This is a genomic window from Nocardioides oceani (genome assembly GCF_030412965.1).
Lineage (GTDB): Bacteria > Actinomycetota > Actinomycetes > Propionibacteriales > Nocardioidaceae > Nocardioides > Nocardioides oceani.
Genome location: NZ_JAUHJQ010000002.1, coordinates 663,112 through 679,962, shown reverse-complemented (window position 1 = coordinate 679,962; position 16,851 = coordinate 663,112). Strand labels below are relative to the sequence as shown.

Annotated in this window: 16 protein-coding genes; all 16 read right to left on the bottom strand. The window is 73.0% G+C overall.

All coding sequences use genetic code 11. From position 1 onward, the window contains the following. Positions 1–28: 28 nt before the first annotated feature. The 16 genes from QWY28_RS08845 to ftsW all read right to left on the bottom strand — a co-directional run bounded on the left by QWY28_RS08845 (position 29) and on the right by ftsW (position 16,836). Entirely contained in the window at positions 29–586 is a 558-nt protein-coding gene (locus QWY28_RS08845; protein ID WP_300952106.1) for a hypothetical protein, read from the bottom strand. Further along, entirely contained in the window at positions 571–4,128 is a 3,558-nt protein-coding gene (dnaE, locus tag QWY28_RS08840) for a DNA polymerase III subunit alpha (protein ID WP_300952104.1), read from the bottom strand. Before dnaE ends, QWY28_RS08845 begins: the two co-directional genes overlap by 16 nt. Positions 4,129–4,290: 162 nt before the next feature. Continuing rightward, positions 4,291–5,007 carry a GNAT family N-acetyltransferase gene (locus QWY28_RS08835; RefSeq protein ID WP_300952103.1) on the bottom strand — a complete coding sequence of 239 codons (717 nt, stop codon included), beginning with the start codon at positions 5,005–5,007 and terminating at the stop codon, positions 4,291–4,293. After that, on the bottom strand, positions 4,994–5,929 hold the full coding sequence (locus QWY28_RS08830) for an RluA family pseudouridine synthase (RefSeq protein WP_300952101.1): 936 nt from the start codon (positions 5,927–5,929) through the stop codon (positions 4,994–4,996). The genes QWY28_RS08835 and QWY28_RS08830 overlap by 14 nt, the downstream gene beginning before the upstream one ends. Continuing rightward, the gene (gene lspA / locus QWY28_RS08825) at positions 5,926–6,480 is read right to left on the bottom strand and encodes a signal peptidase II (RefSeq protein ID WP_300952099.1); all 555 of its coding nucleotides are present in this window, start codon (positions 6,478–6,480) and stop codon (positions 5,926–5,928) included. Before lspA ends, QWY28_RS08830 begins: the two co-directional genes overlap by 4 nt. Continuing rightward, positions 6,453–7,337 (bottom strand): TraR/DksA family transcriptional regulator, encoded by an 885-nt coding sequence (locus QWY28_RS08820; RefSeq protein WP_300952097.1) that lies wholly within the window; start codon positions 7,335–7,337, stop codon positions 6,453–6,455. The genes lspA and QWY28_RS08820 overlap by 28 nt, the downstream gene beginning before the upstream one ends. Before the next feature lie 182 nt (positions 7,338–7,519). Then, the gene (locus QWY28_RS08815) at positions 7,520–8,272 is read right to left on the bottom strand and encodes a DivIVA domain-containing protein (protein ID WP_300952095.1); all 753 of its coding nucleotides are present in this window, start codon (positions 8,270–8,272) and stop codon (positions 7,520–7,522) included. Positions 8,273–8,442: 170 nt separating this feature from the next. After that, positions 8,443–8,733, bottom strand: a complete 291-nt coding sequence (locus QWY28_RS08810) for a YggT family protein (protein WP_300952093.1) — start codon at positions 8,731–8,733, stop codon at positions 8,443–8,445. 6 nt (positions 8,734–8,739) lie between these two features. Then, a complete protein-coding gene (locus QWY28_RS08805; protein WP_300952091.1) occupies positions 8,740–9,243 on the bottom strand; it encodes a cell division protein SepF in 504 nt (167 codons plus the stop codon). Positions 9,244–9,301: 58 nt separating this feature from the next. Next, complete coding sequence (locus QWY28_RS08800) at positions 9,302–10,000, bottom strand: YggS family pyridoxal phosphate-dependent enzyme (RefSeq protein WP_300952089.1); 699 nt, start codon at positions 9,998–10,000, stop codon at positions 9,302–9,304. Further along, complete coding sequence (locus QWY28_RS08795) at positions 9,997–10,728, bottom strand: purine nucleoside phosphorylase YfiH/LACC1 family protein (RefSeq protein WP_300952088.1); 732 nt, start codon at positions 10,726–10,728, stop codon at positions 9,997–9,999. Before QWY28_RS08795 ends, QWY28_RS08800 begins: the two co-directional genes overlap by 4 nt. Before the next feature lie 7 nt (positions 10,729–10,735). Then, positions 10,736–11,947, bottom strand: a complete 1,212-nt coding sequence (gene ftsZ / locus QWY28_RS08790; RefSeq protein WP_300952086.1) for a cell division protein FtsZ — start codon at positions 11,945–11,947, stop codon at positions 10,736–10,738. Positions 11,948–12,369: 422 nt separating this feature from the next. Beyond that, positions 12,370–13,137 (bottom strand): cell division protein FtsQ/DivIB, encoded by a 768-nt coding sequence (locus QWY28_RS08785; RefSeq protein WP_300952085.1) that lies wholly within the window; start codon positions 13,135–13,137, stop codon positions 12,370–12,372. Then, positions 13,130–14,497, bottom strand: a complete 1,368-nt coding sequence (gene murC / locus QWY28_RS08780; RefSeq protein ID WP_300952083.1) for a UDP-N-acetylmuramate--L-alanine ligase — start codon at positions 14,495–14,497, stop codon at positions 13,130–13,132. Before murC ends, QWY28_RS08785 begins: the two co-directional genes overlap by 8 nt. Continuing rightward, positions 14,494–15,573: an undecaprenyldiphospho-muramoylpentapeptide beta-N-acetylglucosaminyltransferase gene (murG, locus tag QWY28_RS08775; RefSeq protein ID WP_300952082.1), complete on the bottom strand. Its 1,080-nt coding sequence runs from the start codon at positions 15,571–15,573 to the stop codon at positions 14,494–14,496. The genes murC and murG overlap by 4 nt, the downstream gene beginning before the upstream one ends. 6 nt (positions 15,574–15,579) lie before the next feature. Then, positions 15,580–16,836: a putative lipid II flippase FtsW gene (ftsW, locus tag QWY28_RS08770; RefSeq protein WP_300952080.1), complete on the bottom strand. Its 1,257-nt coding sequence runs from the start codon at positions 16,834–16,836 to the stop codon at positions 15,580–15,582. Positions 16,837–16,851: the final 15 nt, after the last annotated feature.

The following is a 16,851-nucleotide window of genomic DNA, read 5'->3' as shown; positions in this document are numbered from 1 at the left end:
CGTGCGCCGGGCCGGGCCGTCGGCCGGGTCAGCCCCGGGCGGCGGCGGCGCGCTTGGTGGTGACGAGGAAGACCACCGCGGTCCCGACCAGCGCCCCGCCGGGGAGCGCCAGCCAGGCGTGCGGCAGGTCGACGACCAGCGCGCTGTCGAGCTCCGTGCCGTCGGCGGCCGTCCGCGCGAGCGTCTCCGGGTCGGCGGGGCTCCACTCGAGCCCGAGCCGCAGCATCAGCCAGCCGCCGAGCGCGGCCCCCACGAGGGTGGCGGCGAGGGTGACCAGCTCGGCCCGGTCGAAGACGTACGCCGTCAGCGCGCCGACCAGGAAGCCGGTCAGGACGGCGACCAGCACGTAGAGGACCGTGCCCGAGACGGCGCTGCGAAGCCCCTCCTCGTCGGTGAACCACCGCCCGTCCTGCACGACCCCGGGGACCGGCGTCCACAGCTGGTACCAGATCACGCCGGCGACGAGGCCCGCCACGACCAGTGCCGTCACGACCGCGAGCGCCTCGAGCGCGACCGCCAGCACGCCGGTACGCCGCGTGCGCGCGGCCGGCCCGTGGGTCGCCGGCGCCGTCAGCTGGTCAGGCACCCGGGGCCCAACAGCTGCTTGAGGTCCGCGAACAACGCCGGGCTCGGGGTCACCCGGTGGTGGTCGCCGATCCGCATGACCAGGGTCTTGTCGCGCATGAGCACGCGCAGGTGCACCTCGGTCATGCCGGGATGGGTGGACAGCACGTCCTTGAGGTGGGCGACCACGTCCTGGTTGACCCGGGTCTGGGGCACCTTGATCACCACCGGCCCCGAGGGGCCGTCGGTGATGTCGGGGACCGTCACCTCCTGCCCGTGCAGCTCCGGCTGGTCCTTGCTGCGCGAGATCCGGCCCTTGACGGTGAGGATCGCGTCCTCGGTCAGGTAGGTGCTGGCCAGCTGGTAGGAGCTCGGGAACAGCAGCACGTCGATGGCGCCGTCGAGGTCCTCCAGCGTGATCATCGCCCACGCGTCCCCGCGCTTGGTGATCTTGCGCTGCACCGAGGTGACCAGGCCGCTGACGGTGATCGTCGCGCCGTCGGGCCGGTCCTCGTCGAGCATCAGCTGGCCGATGGTGCAGTCGCTGCTGTTGGCGAGCACGTGCTCGAGGCCGAGCAGCGGGTGGTCGGAGACGTAGAGGCCGAGCATGTCCCGCTCCCGGCTCAGCACGGTCATCTTGTCCCACTCGTCGACCTCGGGGAGCGGCACGCTCACGTCGAAGCCGACCTCGTCGGCCTCGCCGAGCCCGCCGAAGAGCGAGTCCTGCCCCTCGTCGGCGCGCTTGAGGCCGACGTACCGGTCGACCGCGTCCTCGTGGATCAGGTGCAGCGCGCGGCGCAGGTGCTTCATGTCGTCGAAGGCGCCGGCGAGGATGAGCGACTCGATGACCCGCTTGTTGCAGACGTGGGACGGCACCTTGGTGAGGAAGTCGTTGAAGTCCTGGTAGCGCCCCTTCTCCTCGCGCGCCGCCACGATGCCGTCGACGACGTTCGCGCCGACGTTGCGGATCGCGGTCAGGCCGAAGCGGATGTCGGTCCCGACCGGCGTGAAGTCGTGGGCCGACTCGTTGACGTCCGGCGGGAGCACCTGGATCCGCATCCGGCGGCACTCGTTGAGGTAGATCGCCAGCTTGTCCTTGTCGTCCTTCGCCGACGTCAGCAGGGCGGCCATGTACTCGGCCGGGTAGTTGGCCTTGAGGTAGGCGGTCCAGTAGGTGATGACGCCGTACGCCGCGGAGTGGGACTTGTTGAAGGCGTAGTCGGAGAACGGGAGCAGGATCTCCCACAGCTTGTCGATCGCGTCCTGGGGGAAGCCGCGCTCGAGCATGCCGGCCTGGAAGCCGGCGTACTGCTTGTCGAGCTCCTCCTTCTTCTTCTTGCCCATCGCGCGCCGCAGGTTGTCCGCGGCGCCCAGGGTGAAGCCGGCCAGGACCTGGGCGATCGCCATGACCTGCTCCTGGTAGACGATCAGGCCGTAGGTCTCCCCCAGGACCGGCTCGAGCGCCTCCGCGAGCGCCGGGTGGATCGGCTCGATCGGCTCGCGGCCGTTCTTGCGGCGCGCGTACTTGTTGTGCGAGTCGGCGCCCATCGGGCCGGGGCGGTAGAGCGCGCTGACCGCGGTGATGTCGGCGAACTGGTCGGGCTGCATGGAGCGCAGCAGCGCGCGCATGCCGCCACCATCGAGCTGGAAGACGCCGAGGGTGTCACCGCGGCCCATCAGCTCGTACGTCGCCCGGTCGTCGAACGGCAGCTCCTCCAGGACGACCTTCTCGCCCCGGTTGGCCTCGATGTTGACCAGCGCGTTCTCCAGGATGTGGAGGTTGCTCAGGCCCAGGAAGTCCATCTTGACCAGCCCGAGCGCCTCGCACATCGGGTAGTCGAACTGGGTGATGATGGCGCCGTCCTGGGGGCGCGACATGATCGGCACGATGTCGATCAGCGGGTCGCTGGACATGATCACGCCGGCGGCGTGCACGCCCCAGTTGCGGATCTGGCCCTCGAGGCCCACCGCGGTCTCGTAGATCGTGCGGACGTCGACGTCGGAGTCGTGCAGGGAGCGGAACTCCCCGCCCTCGCCGTACCGCTTGTGGTCGGGGTTGAACAGCTCCTTGAGCGGGACGCCCTTGCCCATCACGTCGGCCGGGAGGGCCTTGGTGATCCGGTCGGAGATCGCGAAGCCGTAGTCGAGCACGCGCGCGGCGTCCTTGATCGCGGCCTTGGCCTTGAGCCGGCCGAAGGTCGCGATCTGGGCCACGCGGTCGGCGCCGTACTTGCGGGTGACGTAGGCGATGACCTCGCCACGGCGGTGGTCGTCGAAGTCGATGTCGAAGTCCGGCATCGAGGGGCGCTCGGGGTTGAGGAACCGCTCGAAGAACAGGCCGTGCTCCAGCGGGCACAGGTCGGTGATGCGCAACGCGTACGCCGCGATCGAGCCCGCACCCGAACCACGACCGGGTCCGACGCGGATCCCGTTGTCCTTGGCCCACTGGATGAAGTCGGCGACCACCAGGTAGTAGCCGCAGTAGCCCTTGGCCGAGATGACGCCGAGCTCCATCTCGACGCGGTCCCTGACCTCCTGGGTGACCCGGTCGCCGGGGTAGCGCGACTCGATGCCCCGCCAGACCTCCTTGCGGAACCAGCTCTCCTCGGTCTCGCCCGCGGGGATGTCGGCGCGCGCCATGTAGCCGCCGGTGGACTCGACGAACTCCACCTCGCAGCGCTCGGCGAGCGCGAGGGTGTTGTCGCACGCCTCGCGCATGTCGTGGCGGTCGGCCCACAGCTCGCGCATCTCGGCAGCGGACTTGATGTAGTAGCCGCCGCCGTCGAACTTCAGCCGGTTCGTGTCGGCGAGCCGCTTGCCGGACGCGACGCAGATGAGGGCGTCGTGGGCCGCGGCGTCGTCGGGGTTGTTGTAGTGAGAGTCGTTCGTCGCCAGCGGCGGGATGCCGAGCTGGCGGCCGAGCTTGAGCAGGTCGTCGCGGACCCGCTTCTCCACGGAGATGTCGTGGTCCATCAGCTCGAGGAAGACGTTGTCGCGGCCGAACATGTCCTGCAGCTCGCCGGCCTCGCGCACCGCCTCGTCCCACTGGCCCAGGCGCAGGCGGGTCTGGATCGCACCGCTGGGGCAGCCGGTGCTGACGATGATCCCCTCGCTGTGCTCGGCGAGGATCTCCTTGTCCATGCGCGGCTTGTAGAAGAAGCCCTCGAGGCTCGAGCGCGAGGAGAGCCGGAAGAGGTTGTGCATGCCGACGGTGTTCTCGGCCCACATCGTCATGTGGGTGTATGCGCCGCCGCCCGCGACGTCGTCGCCGCCTTCCTCCCTGACGTCGCCCTTCCCCCACCGCACGCGCTTGCGCTCGCCGCGCGGGGTGCCCGGGGTGAGGTACGCCTCGATGCCGATGATCGGCTTGACGCCGTGCTTGCGGGCCTTGGACCAGAAGTCGAAGGCGCCGTGCAGGTTGCCGTGGTCGGTCATCGCGATGGCGGGCATCCCGAGGTCCGCGACGCGGGTGAAGAGTCCGTCGAGCAGCGAGGCCCCGTCGAGCATGGAGTACTCGGTGTGGACGTGCAGGTGGACGAACGAGTCCTGCGAGCCGGTCGACATCGGCGGTATCGATCTCCTCGGGGTCGAAGCGGCGGATGGGCAGCATCAGCCACCGGGTGGACGGCCCGGCGTCGATCCTGGGGGAAGGACGTCAGGTTACTCGACGGCCGAGCCCGATGCTGGCACTCGTCGCCGACAGTGGGGCCGGCCGTGACGAACGCGTCAGCGGGCGGCGTCGAGGGAGGCGGTGATGATCGCGTCGACGACCGGGACGAGCCGGTCGGTGCCCAACTCGGGCGCCCGGCGGGCGATCCGCTCGGCCACCTCGAGCTCCCGGGCGGGGTCGCGCGCGGCGTCGGACTTGAGCGGCTGGATGGCCCGCGTGAGCGCCGCCCGGCGCGCCAGCAGGTCACCCAGCTCGGCGTCGACCTCGTCGACGAGGCCGCGCAGGAACGCGACCGGGTCTCGACCCGGCCACGCCATCCGCACGTCGGGGCTGCGCTCCTCGTTGGCCGACCCGTCGGTGCGCTCGAGCTCGATGAGCCCGTGGCGCGCGTAGAAGGCGCGGGCCGGTGCGTTGGACTCGAAGACCCACAGGCAGAACCCGTCCGCGAGCCGGTCCTTGACGAGGTCGACCAGCACCGAGCCGACTCCTCGGCGGGCGGCCGACGGGTCGACGTACAGGTCGTCGAGCCAGGTGCCGGTGTGCCGGGCGTAGCCGACGACCCGCTCCCCCGCCTCGGCGACCCAGACCTGGTCGGCACCGATGCGGGTGGCCAGGAACGGCGCGAGCGTCGCGTCGGGGTGCGCCGGCTCCGGCATCGGCGCGGCGCGCCGGGCCCGCAGGTGCACCGCCGCCAGCGCGCCGGCATCGCCGGGCACGGCCGGACGGACGGTCAGCCCGTCGAGCGCCGCCCGCGAGCGCTCAGGTGGCGTCACGGATGACCTCGAGCGCGTGCGCCAGGTCGTCGGGGTACGTCGACGCGTAGCTCACGTGCTCGCCGGTCTCGGGGTGCTCGAAGCCGAGCCGGACCGCGTGCAGCCACTGGCGCTCCAGCCCGACCCGACGGGCCAGCGTCGGGTCCGCGCCGTAGGTCAGGTCCCCCACGCACGGGTGCTTGAGCGCAGCCATGTGCACGCGGATCTGGTGGGTGCGCCCGGTCTCGAGGTGGACCTCGAGCAGGCTGGCGAAGCGGTGCGCCTCGAGGGTGTTGTAGTGCGTGACGCTGGCCCGGCCGTCGGCCATGACCGCGAACTTGTAGTCCGCCTTGGGGTGCCGGCCGATCGGGGCGTCGACGGTGCCCTCGAGCGGGTCCGGGTGGCCCTGGACGAGCGCGTGGTAGGTCTTGTCGACGGTGCGGTTGCGGAAGGCGTTCTTCAGCACCGAGTAGGCGTGCTCGGACTTCGCGATCACCATGACCCCGGACGTGCCGACGTCGAGACGCTGCACGATGCCCTGGCGCTCCGAGGCGCCGCTGGTGGCGATCCGGAACCCCGCGCCGGCCAGGTGGCCCACGACGGTCGGGCCGGACCAGCCGGGCGAGGGGTGGACGGCGACGCCGACCGGCTTGTCGATCACCACGATCGCGTCGTCGTCGTGGATGATCCCGATCCCCTCGACGATCTCGGGGACGACCTCGAGCGGGTCGACCAGGCTCGGGATCGTCACGTCGAGCACGGCGCCGGGCAGGACGCGGTCGCTCTTGCCGACCTCGGCACCGTCGAGCTGGACGAGGCCCGCGGCGATCAGGTCGGCGGCGCGTGTCCGCGAGACGCCGAACATCCGCGCCATCGCGGCGTCGACGCGCTCGCCGGCGAGGCCGTCGGGCACGGTCAGGCTGCGGTGGTCGGTCTGGGTCACCGGTCCTCCCTCCCGCCGTCGATCCGCACGCCGCGGAAGGCCTGGACGAGGATCAGGGCCGCCGCGACGTTGATGCACATGTCGGCGACGTTGAAGACCGGCCAGTTCGGCAGCATGAACATGTCGATCACGTGCCCCCGCAGAGGGCCGGGCGAACGGAGCAGGCGGTCGGTGAGGTTGCCTGCCACCCCGGCGAGCAGCAGGCCCAGCGCGACCGCCCAGACCACGTCGCCGATCCGGCGGGCCAGCCACAGCACGACCAGGACCGCGGCGATCGCGATGCAGGACAGCACCACGGTGTACTCCGTGCCGGTGCTGAACGCCGCGCCCGGGTTGCGCACCAGGTGCAGCACGAGCAGGTCGCCGACCAGCTCGACGTCCGGCCGGTCGGTGAGGTGCTCGACGGCGAGGATCTTGGAGACCACGTCGACGGCGTACAGGACCGCGAAGACCCCGGCGAACAGGAGCCGGAAACGGGCCCGCCGCGGGTACGACGGTACGGCGGGACGGGCGGTGTCGTCGCTCAGCGACGTTCCTCGCGCTGCTTGCATGTCATGCAGAGTGTCGCACGGGGAAAAGCCATCAGCCGCATCTTCCCGATGGGCTCCCCGCACGACTCGCACACGCCGTACGTCCCGTCGTCGATGCGTCCCAGGGCCCGCTCGATCTGGGCCACCTTGTCGCGCTCGTTGTTGAGGACGGTCAGCTCGTGGTCGCGCTCGAAGGACGTCGAGCCGATGTCGGCCTGGTCCTGCCCGGCCCCGTCGCCGGAGTCGCGCATGAGGCCCGAGAGCTCGTCGTCGAGGCCCTGGATGATCGTGGCGCTGTGGTCACGCTGCTCGTGGAGCTCGTCGATGACCTCGGCGAGCTCCTCGCTGGTCCACGCCTCCTCCCCCTCCTTGACGACCAGGCTCGCGAGCGGCGCCTGCTTCGCGGCCGCCTTCGGGCTGGCCGCACCGGTGCCTGCCGCCTTCGCGGTGGCCTTCTTGCCGCTCGTCTGCTGCGAGCCGGACTTCTGGCGGGCTTCGGTCACCGGCGTGGCCTTCCTCGGGGTGGGTGACGTCTCGGCGGGGGTCCTCCGCGCCGGGGTCTTCGTGGCGGGCGCCTTCTCCGCGGGGGTCTTCGTGGCGGGGGTCTTCGTGGCGGCGGCCTGCTTCGGCGGAGCCTTCTTCGCGGGGGTCTTCGTGGCGGCGGCCTTCTTCGGCGGAGCCTTGTCCGCGGCGGCCTTCTTGGCCGGGGCCTTCTTGGCCGGGGCCTTCTTCGCAGGCGCCTTCTTCGTCGCGGGGGCCCTCTTCTCGGGCGCCCGGTCCGCGGTGGGCTCGGGCTCCGCGGTCCCGACCAGGCCGATCACCCGCCGGGCGGCCGACACGGCGGTCCCGGTCAGGCCCCTCCTCGTGCTCCGTGCCATCGGGCCTCCTCGGGCCGGTCGCGGCGATGGCGGTGAGCCACCGTGCTGGGCCGGAGGGTAGTCGAGCCGGTTGCCCCGACCAACCGGACACTCCGAGGCGCGGACGCAGACGGACGGCCGGCCACGAGGGCCGGCCGTCCGGGAGGTCGTGCGGTGCCGCGGTGCGGCGGGTGGTGCCTAGCTCAGGACTCGTCCTCGCCGAGGATGGAGCGGAGTCGCTTCGGAGCGGGCTGCTCGTCGGTCGGCGCCGCGCTCTCGGCCGCGCCGAGGGCCTCGAGCTGCTGGGTGAAGTAGCTCTTGAGACGGGAGCGGTACTCGCGCTCGAAGGAGCGCAGGGTCTCCACCTCGCTGTTGAGCCGGTCCCGCTCGCGCTCGAGCTCGCCGAACATCTGCTGGCGGCGCTCGGCGGTCTCGGAGTCGAGCATCTGCGCGCGGGTGCGGGCGTCGGACTCGAGGCGGTCGGCCTTGGTCTTGGACTCCGACTCCAGGCGCTCGGCCTTGGTGCGGGCCTCGCCGACGATCTTGTCGGCCTCGTTCTTGGCCTCGTCGACGAGCTCGTCGGCGTTGCGGGTGGCGATCTCGAGCAGCCGCGCGGCGGCGTTCGAGGCCTGCGGGACGGTCTCGACCCGGATGGTCTCGAGCGGGGCGCCGGCGTTCGCGGCGGCCGGCTGCGCGACCGGGGCCGGCGTGGGCTCGGGGGCCTTCTCGGCGGCCGGCGCGGGCGTCGGCTCGGCGGGCTGGGCGACCGGCACCGGCTGGGTGCCCGACTGCACGGAGGACAGCTTGGCCCGGAGGTCGTCGTTCTCCTTCGTGAGCCGCGCGAGCTCGGCCTCCACCTCGTCGAGGAACTGGTCGACCTCCCCCATGTCGTAGCCCTCACGGAGCCGGACAGGAGTAAAGCGCTTGTTGCTCACGTCCTCAGGCGTCAGCGGCATGACCTCACCCATTCGTTGTCGTGTCGGTTGTGGCAGGTGCGTGTGCACAGACATGTGCCAGCGGCTCCGTCGAACAATAGCGCTTGGCCCGGGACGGGTGTGACCCGGCGGACGCGCTGGTCAGGGCGGCGGAGCCGCGCACGCGTGTCGCCCGGCGGACCGCCGCTCCCTCAGAGGAAGACGGCCCGGTTGACCTGGAGCAGGACGTAGGCCGTGATCATCACGAGGATGAAGCTCAGGTCGAGCGCCACGCTGCCCAGGCGCAGCGGCGGGACCACCCGGCGCAGCGCCTTGATGGGCGGGTCGGTGACGGAGTACACGACTTCGAGCGCCACCAGCAGCACGCCCGTCGGCGACCAGGAGCGGGCGAAGACCTGCACCCAGTCCACGACGAACCGCACCCACAGCAGCGCGATGAAGACCCAGAGGACGATCTCGATGATCGACCCGACTACGTGCACCTGACCTCAGCTCTGGTTGAAGAAGCCGCCCTCGGCGATCCGCTGCTTGTCCTCAGCGGCGACCGAGACGTTGGGCGGGGAGAGCAGGAAGACCTTGTTCGTGACGCGCTCGATGGTGCCACGCGTGGCGAAGACCAGCCCCGCGGCGAAGTCGACCAGGCGCTTGGCGTCGGCGTCGTCCATCTCCGAGAGGTTCATGATGACCGGGACGCCCTCGCGGAAGTTCTCCCCCACGGTGCGCGCCTCGTTGTAGGTGCTCGGGTGCAGCGTGGTGATCCGGCTCAGCTCGGCCACGACGCCCGCCGACGGCACCGGCGCGACGGGACGGCGGCGCTCGGCGAGGTCCGCGACCGGGGCCGGCGCCGCGCTGCGGGGACGCTGCGCGCGGGCTGCCGCGGCGACCGGCGTCGTCTCCTGGGTGTGGTAGTCGTCGCCGTCGTACTCGTCGTACCGGCCGGTGTCCTCGAGCAGGCCGAGGTACTCGCCGATCCTGCGCATCGCGCCGCTCATGGGTGTGACCTTTCGGGACTCAGCGCCCGCGTGGGGCACTCATGGGGTGATCTGGACACTACTTGTCCGTGGGCCTCGAACCGAGGACCGCGGAGCCAATCCGCACGTGTGTCGCGCCGTTGCGCACCGCGTGCTCGAGATCGCCGGACATGCCGGCGGACAACCAGGTCGCCGCGGGGTGCTCGGCGACGAAGGAGGAGCGCACCTCGGCGAGCCGGGCGAACGCCGCCGCGGGGTCCTCGCCCAGCGGCGCGACCGCCATCAGCCCCCGCAGGCGCAGGTGCTCCTCACCGGCCACCCGCTCGGCCAGGGCCGGCAGGGCGTCGGGGTCGACCCCGGCGCGGCCCTCGCGACCGGGCGGGTCGAGGCTCACCTGGAGCAGCACGTCGAGCGGCTCCTCGCGCCCCGCCGCTCCCCGGCCCAGGGGACCGACGAGCTTGGGCCGGTCGACGGACTCCACGACCGAGGAGTACGCCGCGACGGCGGCCGCCTTGTTCGACTGCAGGCCGCCGATGAAGTGCCACCGCAGCCCGAGGTCGGCGCACTCGGCCGCCTTCGCCTCGGCCTCCTGGTGGCGGTTCTCGCCGACGTCGGTGACACCGAGGTCGGCCAGCAGCCGCACGTCGGAGGCCGGGAAGAACTTGGTCACCACCACGAGCGCGACCTCGTCGACGTCGCGGCCGGCCGCGGCGCACGCGCCGGCGATCCGCTCGCGGACCGCCGCGAGGCCGGCGGCCAGCTCGTCGCGGCGGCTCATCGGACCCTCCGCACGAAGCCGGCGTGACGCCCGGCGTCCCGGCCGTCGCGGCGGTGGGAGTAGAGGTCCGGCGACTCCACGGTGCAGCGGGCGACGTCGACGACCTCGACCCCGTCGCGCTCGAGCTGGGCCCGCACTCCGGCACCGAGGTCCAGCGAGGGCGTGCCCCACGTCGTCGTCGCGACCGTCGCCGGCTCCACCGCCCCCACCTCCCCCTGCATCCGCTCGGGCACCTCGTAGCAACCCCCGCACACGTGCGGGCCGATCCATGCGACCACGTCGGACCCGCCCAGCTCCCGCATCCGGGCGACCGTGGCGGGCACGACGCCCGTCGCGACCCCGGCGCGCCCCGCGTGAGCCGCGCCGACGACCGTCCCGCCCGAGAGCAGGACCGGCACGCAGTCCGCCGCACGCACCATCAGCACCACGTCCGTGCGGGTGGTCACGATCCCGTCGCCCGGGGCCCGGTCGACAGGCCCGTCCGCCGTGACGACCTCGCAGCCGTGCACCTGGCGGAGGTCCGCCAGCCCGGCACCCGGGGCGATCTCGGCGAGGACGCGGCGGAGGTTCTCCGCGCGAGCCCGGCCGAGGTCGTCGGGGTCGTCGTCGCGCGCGACCGCGAGGTCGAGCTCGTCGTACGGCGCGGCGCTGACCCCGCCGAACCGGTCGGTGAAGGCGAGCTCCACGGACCGGCCGACGGGGCCGTGCGTCGTGCGGAAGGCGAACAAGGACGCGTTACTTCAGGAAGTCCGGCACGTCGAGCTCGTCGTCGTCGAACTGGACCTGGCGCGGGGCCGGACGCTGGGCGGGCTGGGTCGGGGCCGGCGCCGCCTGCTGCGGACGGCTCGCGGCCGCGACGGGCTCGCGCTCCTCCTGGCGGACGGGCGCCTCCTCGCGGCGGGCGCTCCCGAGCACCTGGGCCGCGTTGCGGGTCTCCTCCTGCGTCTGCTGCGGGCGGGGCTCGCGCCGCAGCACCGTGCCCTCGTCGCGCCGCTTCGGCGTACCACCGTCGAAGCCGGCGGCGATGACCGTGACCCGGACCTCGTCACCGAGGGCGTCGTCGATGGTCGCGCCGAAGATGATGTTGGCCTCCGGGTGAACGGCCTGGGCGACCAGCGCGGCGGCCTCGTTGATCTCGAACAGGCCGAGGTCGGAGCCGCCGGCGATCGAGAGCAGGACGCCGTGCGCGCCGTCGATGGAGGCCTCCAGCAGCGGGCTGGAGACCGCCATCTCCGCGGCCGCGACCGAGCGGTCCTCACCGCGGGCCGAGCCGATGCCCATGAGGGCGGAACCGGCGTTGGCCATGACCGACTTCACGTCGGCGAAGTCGAGGTTGATCAGGCCCGGGGTCGTGATCAGGTCGGTGATGCCCGAGACGCCCTGGAGCAGGACCTGGTCGGCCTGCTTGAAGGCGTCGAGCACCGAGACGTTGCGGTCGCTGATCGAGAGCAGGCGGTCGTTCGGGATGACGATGAGGGTGTCGACCTCCTCGCGCAGCGCGGCGATGCCCTCCTCCGCGGAGTTGGCGCGGCGGCGGCCCTCGAAGGCGAAGGGTCGGGTCACGACGCCGATCGTCAGCGCGCCGAGCGAGCGGGCGATCCGGGCGACGACGGGAGCGCCGCCGGTGCCGGTGCCGCCGCCCTCGCCCGCGGTCACGAACACCATGTCGGCGCCCTTGATGACCTCCTCGATCTCGTCGGCGTGGTCCTCGGCGGCGCGACCGCCCACGTCGGGGTTCGCGCCGGCGCCGAGGCCGCGGGTGAGCTCGCGCCCGATGTCGAGCTTGACGTCGGCGTCGCTCATGAGGAGGGCCTGGGCGTCGGTGTTGATCGCGATGAACTCGACACCCTTGAGCCCCACCTCGATCATCCGGTTGACGGCGTTGACGCCGCCACCGCCGATGCCCACGACCTTGATGATGGCCAGGTAGTTCTGTGCAGCTGCCACGGCGGCTTCGCCTTTCGGTGGTGGTCGGTCCGGTGGGTGCGGGGCGGGCCCGCTGGAGAAGTTCGTCCGACGCGGTGTGTCTCAACTCTGACCCTCAGGTGGAGGGTTATAGTTATGTCAACCTCGTCGTGGCCATGACACTAGGCAGCAGACCACTCCCGATCCGGGAGGACACGCCGCGTGTCGCCCGTGTCGTGGATCCCGGACCCTTCGGACCGGGCCTGGCTCCGATCGTCCGGTCCCGCAGCCGCAGGTGTCGTCTCCTCGCATGCAATGCGCCGTCCGGAGGTCTGCCGCGCTGACCCGACGGCGCTCCAGTCGGATGGCGCGTGACCGCCCGAACGGCGCGGCAGACGGGTGGACAGCGCGTTGCCCGGCGCAGCAGGCCGTCCCGGCACCAGGTGGAGCGCCCCCTCGGCGGGTCAGGACTCGCCGCAGACCGCGGGCTGGGTGCAGACGGTGGGCTGGCCGGGGACGGAGACGTCGTAGATCGGGGCCTGCTGGGCGGCGAGCAGGCCGGCGAGGACCTCCGCCTTCTGCTCGGAGTCCTCCGCGCTCCCCCACCGGACGGTGCGGCCGTCGCGCAGGGCAAGGGAGACCTGGTCGACGGTGCGCACCTCGACGTGGTCGACCTTCGCGGCGAGGTCGCCGGGCAGGGCGGCCACGACGGCGGCCGCCTCGACGAGCGCGTCGTCGGCGACGTCGGCGGCCACCTCGACCCGCGGCAGGCCCGCCGGAGCCTGGCGGAACCGGTCGAAGACGACGCCCTCGGCGTCCAGGCCGCGGAACTCGCCGCCGATGGAGACGACGGCCACCGGGGTGCGCTCCTCGACCGCGATGAGCACCGAGTCGGGCCACTGGCGCGAGACGTCGACGCTGCGCACCGGCGCGAGGGTCTCGACCCGCGACGCGATGGCCCCGAGGTCGAGCGTGGCGAGCGGCTCGCCGGTCGGGACGTCCGCGGCGGCCCGCACCTCGCCGGAGCTGAGCGTGCCGGTGCCGCGCACCTCGACGCCCTGCACCGCGAGCCGGTCGGAGAAGAGCACCAGCCAGACCCCGCCGGCGACCAGCGCCACGACGAGCACGAGCGCGAGGAGCAGCCGCCACCGGCGTCGCCGGCCCGCGCGCTGCCGGCGCGCGAACCGGCGTCGGGTCCGCTCGAAGGTGTCGGTGCTCGACCGGTCAGCCATGGTCGGGCAGCAGCTCCAGGACGCGCGGGCCGACGGTGGTGATGGTGCCGGCGCCGAGGGTCAGCACGAGGTCGCCGGGGCGCGCGCGGCGGACCAGCTCGGCCGCCACGTCGTCGAGCTCCGGCACGAACGCGACGCGGTCGGCCGGCAGCGGCACCGCGCCGGCGACGTACGCCCCGGTGACCTCGGGGTCGGGGTCCTCACGAGCGAGGTAGACGTCGGTGAGCACGACCTCGTCGGCCGCGCCGAGCGCCTGGCCCATCGCCTCGCCGAAGATCCGCGTGCGCGAGACGAGGTGCGGCTGGAAGGCGACGACCAGGCGCCCCTCCCCTGCCAGCGACCGCGCGGACTGCAGGTCGCCGACGATCTCGGCCGGGTGGTGGGCGTAGCTGTCGTAGACGCGGACGCCTGCGACCTCGCCCTTGCGCTCCATCCGCCGCTTCGTCCCGGTGTACGCCGCCAGGCCGGCGCGCAGCGCGGCCGGCTCGAGCCCGAGGGTGACCCCGGCGGCCAGCGCCGCCAGCGCGTCGGCGAGGTAGTGGTCCCCGGGCGACCACAGCGTGACCCCCGCGAGCGCGTCCGGCCCGACGTCCACCCCGGCGTCGGCCCGGGTGGAGACCGTGACGACGCGGCGCCCGAGGGACCGCTGCCGCTCGGCCAGCGCCGCCGCCCCGGGGTCGTCGACCACGCAGACGAGGAACCCGTCGGGCGAGACGGTGTCGGCGAACTCGTCGAACGCGGCGGCGTACGCCTCCGGGGTGCCCCACTGGTCGAGGTGGTCGGCGTCGACGTTGGTGACGATCGCGGCGTACGGGCTGTAGTGGAGGAACGCGCCGTCGCTCTCGTCGGCCTCGGCGACGAAGAGGTCGCCGCTCCCCTCGGCGGCGTTGGTGCCGGTCGCGGCCAGCTCACCGCCGACGGCGTAGGTCGGGTCGGCGCCGGCGGCCTGGAGCGCCACGGTGAGCAGCGAGGTGGTGGTGGTCTTGCCGTGGGTGCCGGCGACGGCGACGACCCGGCGGCCGGCCATGACCGAGGCGAGCGCGGTCGAGCGCGGCAGGACGAGGAGCCCGCGACGGACGGCCTCGAGGTACTCCGGGTTGTCCTCGCGCACGGCCGTGGAGACCACGAGGGTCCCGGCGTCGCCGACGTGCGCGGCGTCGTGCCCGACGTGCACGGTCGCGCCGGCCGACCGGAGCGAGGCCAGGGTGGGGCTGTCCACCCCGTCGCTGCCGCTGACGGCGATCCCACGGGCGAGCATGATCCGGGCGATGCCGGACAGCCCGGCGCCGCCGATGCCGACGAAGTGGACGCGGCCGAGGTCCTCGGCGGCGGGCACGTGGTCGGGGACGGGGACCCTCACGCGCCGCTCCCGCCGACCTCGAGGACGATCCGCGCGAGCTTCTCGTCGGCGTCGCGCGGGATGAGGCCGCTGGCGGCGGCGCTCATCGCGGCGAGCCGCTCGGGGTCGCGGGCCAGGCCGGGCACGGTCGACGCCACCCACGTGGAGGTGAACGCCTCGTCGGAGACCAGCAGCGCTCCCCCGGCGTCGACGACCGGCCGGGCGTTGTGCGCCTGCTCGCCGTTGCCGATCGGCAGCGGCACGAACACCGCCGGGACGCCGCTCGCGGCCGCCTCGGTGACGCTGTTGGCGCCCCCGCGGCAGACCATCAGGTCGGCGGCGGCCAGCGCGAGGTCCATCCGGTCGACGAAGTCCACGACGACGTACGGCGTGCCGGTCACGGCCGGCGTCGCCTCGCCCTTCGGGCCCACGACGTGCAGCACCTGCACGCCGGCCTCGCCGAGCGCGACGGCGGCGCCGGAGACCGACTGGTTGAGCCGGCGCGCGCCCTGGGAGCCGCCGGTGACCACGAGCGTGGGCAGGTCGGGGTCGAGGCCGAAGAACGCCCGCGCCTCCGCGCGGAGCGCCGCGCGGTCCAGGGTCGAGATCATCCGGCGGATCGGCAGGCCGACGTGCTCGGCCTTCGGCAGCGGCGTGTCGGGGAACGAGACCGCCACCCGGCGCGCGACCCGCGCGCCGACCTTGTTGCCGAGGCCGGGGACGGCGTTCTGCTCGTGGACGACGACCGGCAGGCCGCGGCGGCGCGCGGCGAGGTACGCCGGCACCGAGACGTACCCGCCGTAGCCGACGACCACGTCGGGCCGGACCCGGTCGAGCACGTCGTCGGTCGCACGGACGGCCGCACGCAGGCGGCCGGGCACGCGCAGCAGGTCGGCGCCGGGCTTGCGCGGGAGCGGCACCGGCGGGATCAGCTCCAAGGGGTAGCCGGCCTCGGGGACCACGCGGTTCTCCAGCCCGCGGGGCGTGCCGAGGCAGGTGATCTCCACGTCGGGCCGCAGGCGCCGCAGGGCGTCGGCGGTGGCGAGCAGGGGCGAGGTGTGGCCGGCGGTTCCTCCGCCGGCGAGCAGGACGCGCATCGCGGGTCAGCCTACGAGCGAGCGGCTGCGGTCGCGCTTCCGGTGGGCCAGCGCGCGCGCCGCCTCCGGCTCGCGGCGCGCGAAGCCGATGAGCAGGCCGAGCGCGACGAGGGAGGGCAGCAGCGCGGAGCCGCCGTAGGAGACCAGCGGCAGCGGGATGCCGATGACCGGCAGCAGGGCGAGCACCATGCCGACGTTGATGATCATCTGGCCGATCAGCCACACCACGATGCCGAAGGTGCAGTAGCGCACGAACGGGTCGGCGGTCTCGCGGGCGACGCGCAGGGCGGCGTACGCGATGGTCAGGAACAGCCCGATGACCAGGAGCGTCCCGACCAGGCCGAGCTCCTCGCCGAGCACGGCGAAGATGAAGTCGGTGTGGGCCTCGGGCAGGTCGCCCCACTTCTGCTGGCTGGCGCCGATGCCCTGCCCGAAGACACCGCCGGTGGAGAGCGCGTACAACCCGTGGGCGGGCTGCCAGCCCGCGTCGTGGTAGTCCTGGAACGGGTCGACGAAGTTCGTGATCCGGCCCAGCCGCTCCGAGCTGGTCGAGGCGATGAAGATCGCCAGCACGCTCAGGATCGACAGGCTGAAGCCGAAGAACCGCGCGGGCGCGCCGACCACCCACAGCAGGCCGAGCAGGATCGCCATGAAGACCAGCGCGGTGCCCAGGTCCCGACCCACGACGACCAGCCCGGTGGCCAGCAGCAGGCCGGGCACCACCGGCACCATGATCTGGTGCAGCTGGCCCAGGCGGCGCTCCTTGTTGGCGTAGGTCGCCGCGGCCCACACGACCAGGGCGAGCTTGGCGATCTCGGAGGGCTGGATCTGCACCGGGCCGAGCGCCAGCCAGTTCTGGTTGCCGTTGACGGTGACGCCGAGGAAGGCGGTCATCAGCAGCAGCACCAGCGCGACGAGGTACGCCGGGAAGGCGAGGCGCTTGAGCCAGCGCGTCGACAGCCGGCTGGCGACGTACGCCGCCGGCAGGCCGAGCGCGACCCAGACCAGCTGCCGGGTGACGACCGCGTAGGAGCTGTCGAGGTAGCGGAAGGAGTACACGCTCGAGGCGCTCAGCACCATGATCAGCCCGATGGTGAGCAGCAGCCCCGAGGCGCCGAGCAACAGGTAGTACGCCGTCAGCGGCTTGTCGAGCGCCTCGCGGGCCGCCGCGAACCAGGCGAACCGGCCGGCGCGCCCCGCTCGTGCGGACCGCGGTGCCGCGGAGGAGGCGTCGGTGGCGGGCGGCTCCACGGTGGTGGTCATCGCCCGCCTCCTCGC

Bases quoted from the DNA above. Each gene is read 5' to 3' on its own strand.
- dnaE (WP_300952104.1), bottom strand. From the start codon at position 4,128: ATGTCGACCGGCTCGCAGGACTCGTTCGTCCACCTGCACGTCCACACC.
- lspA (WP_300952099.1), bottom strand. From the start codon at position 6,480: ATGCAAGCAGCGCGAGGAACGTCGCTGAGCGACGACACCGCCCGTCCC.
- QWY28_RS08820 (WP_300952097.1), bottom strand. From the start codon at position 7,337: ATGGCACGGAGCACGAGGAGGGGCCTGACCGGGACCGCCGTGTCGGCC.
- QWY28_RS08815 (WP_300952095.1), bottom strand. From the start codon at position 8,272: ATGCCGCTGACGCCTGAGGACGTGAGCAACAAGCGCTTTACTCCTGTC.
- QWY28_RS08805 (WP_300952091.1), bottom strand. From the start codon at position 9,243: ATGAGCGGCGCGATGCGCAGGATCGGCGAGTACCTCGGCCTGCTCGAG.
- QWY28_RS08800 (WP_300952089.1), bottom strand. From the start codon at position 10,000: ATGAGCCGCCGCGACGAGCTGGCCGCCGGCCTCGCGGCGGTCCGCGAG.
- QWY28_RS08785 (WP_300952085.1), bottom strand. From the start codon at position 13,137: ATGGCTGACCGGTCGAGCACCGACACCTTCGAGCGGACCCGACGCCGG.
- murG (WP_300952082.1), bottom strand. From the start codon at position 15,573: ATGCGCGTCCTGCTCGCCGGCGGAGGAACCGCCGGCCACACCTCGCCC.
- ftsW (WP_300952080.1), bottom strand. From the start codon at position 16,836: ATGACCACCACCGTGGAGCCGCCCGCCACCGACGCCTCCTCCGCGGCA.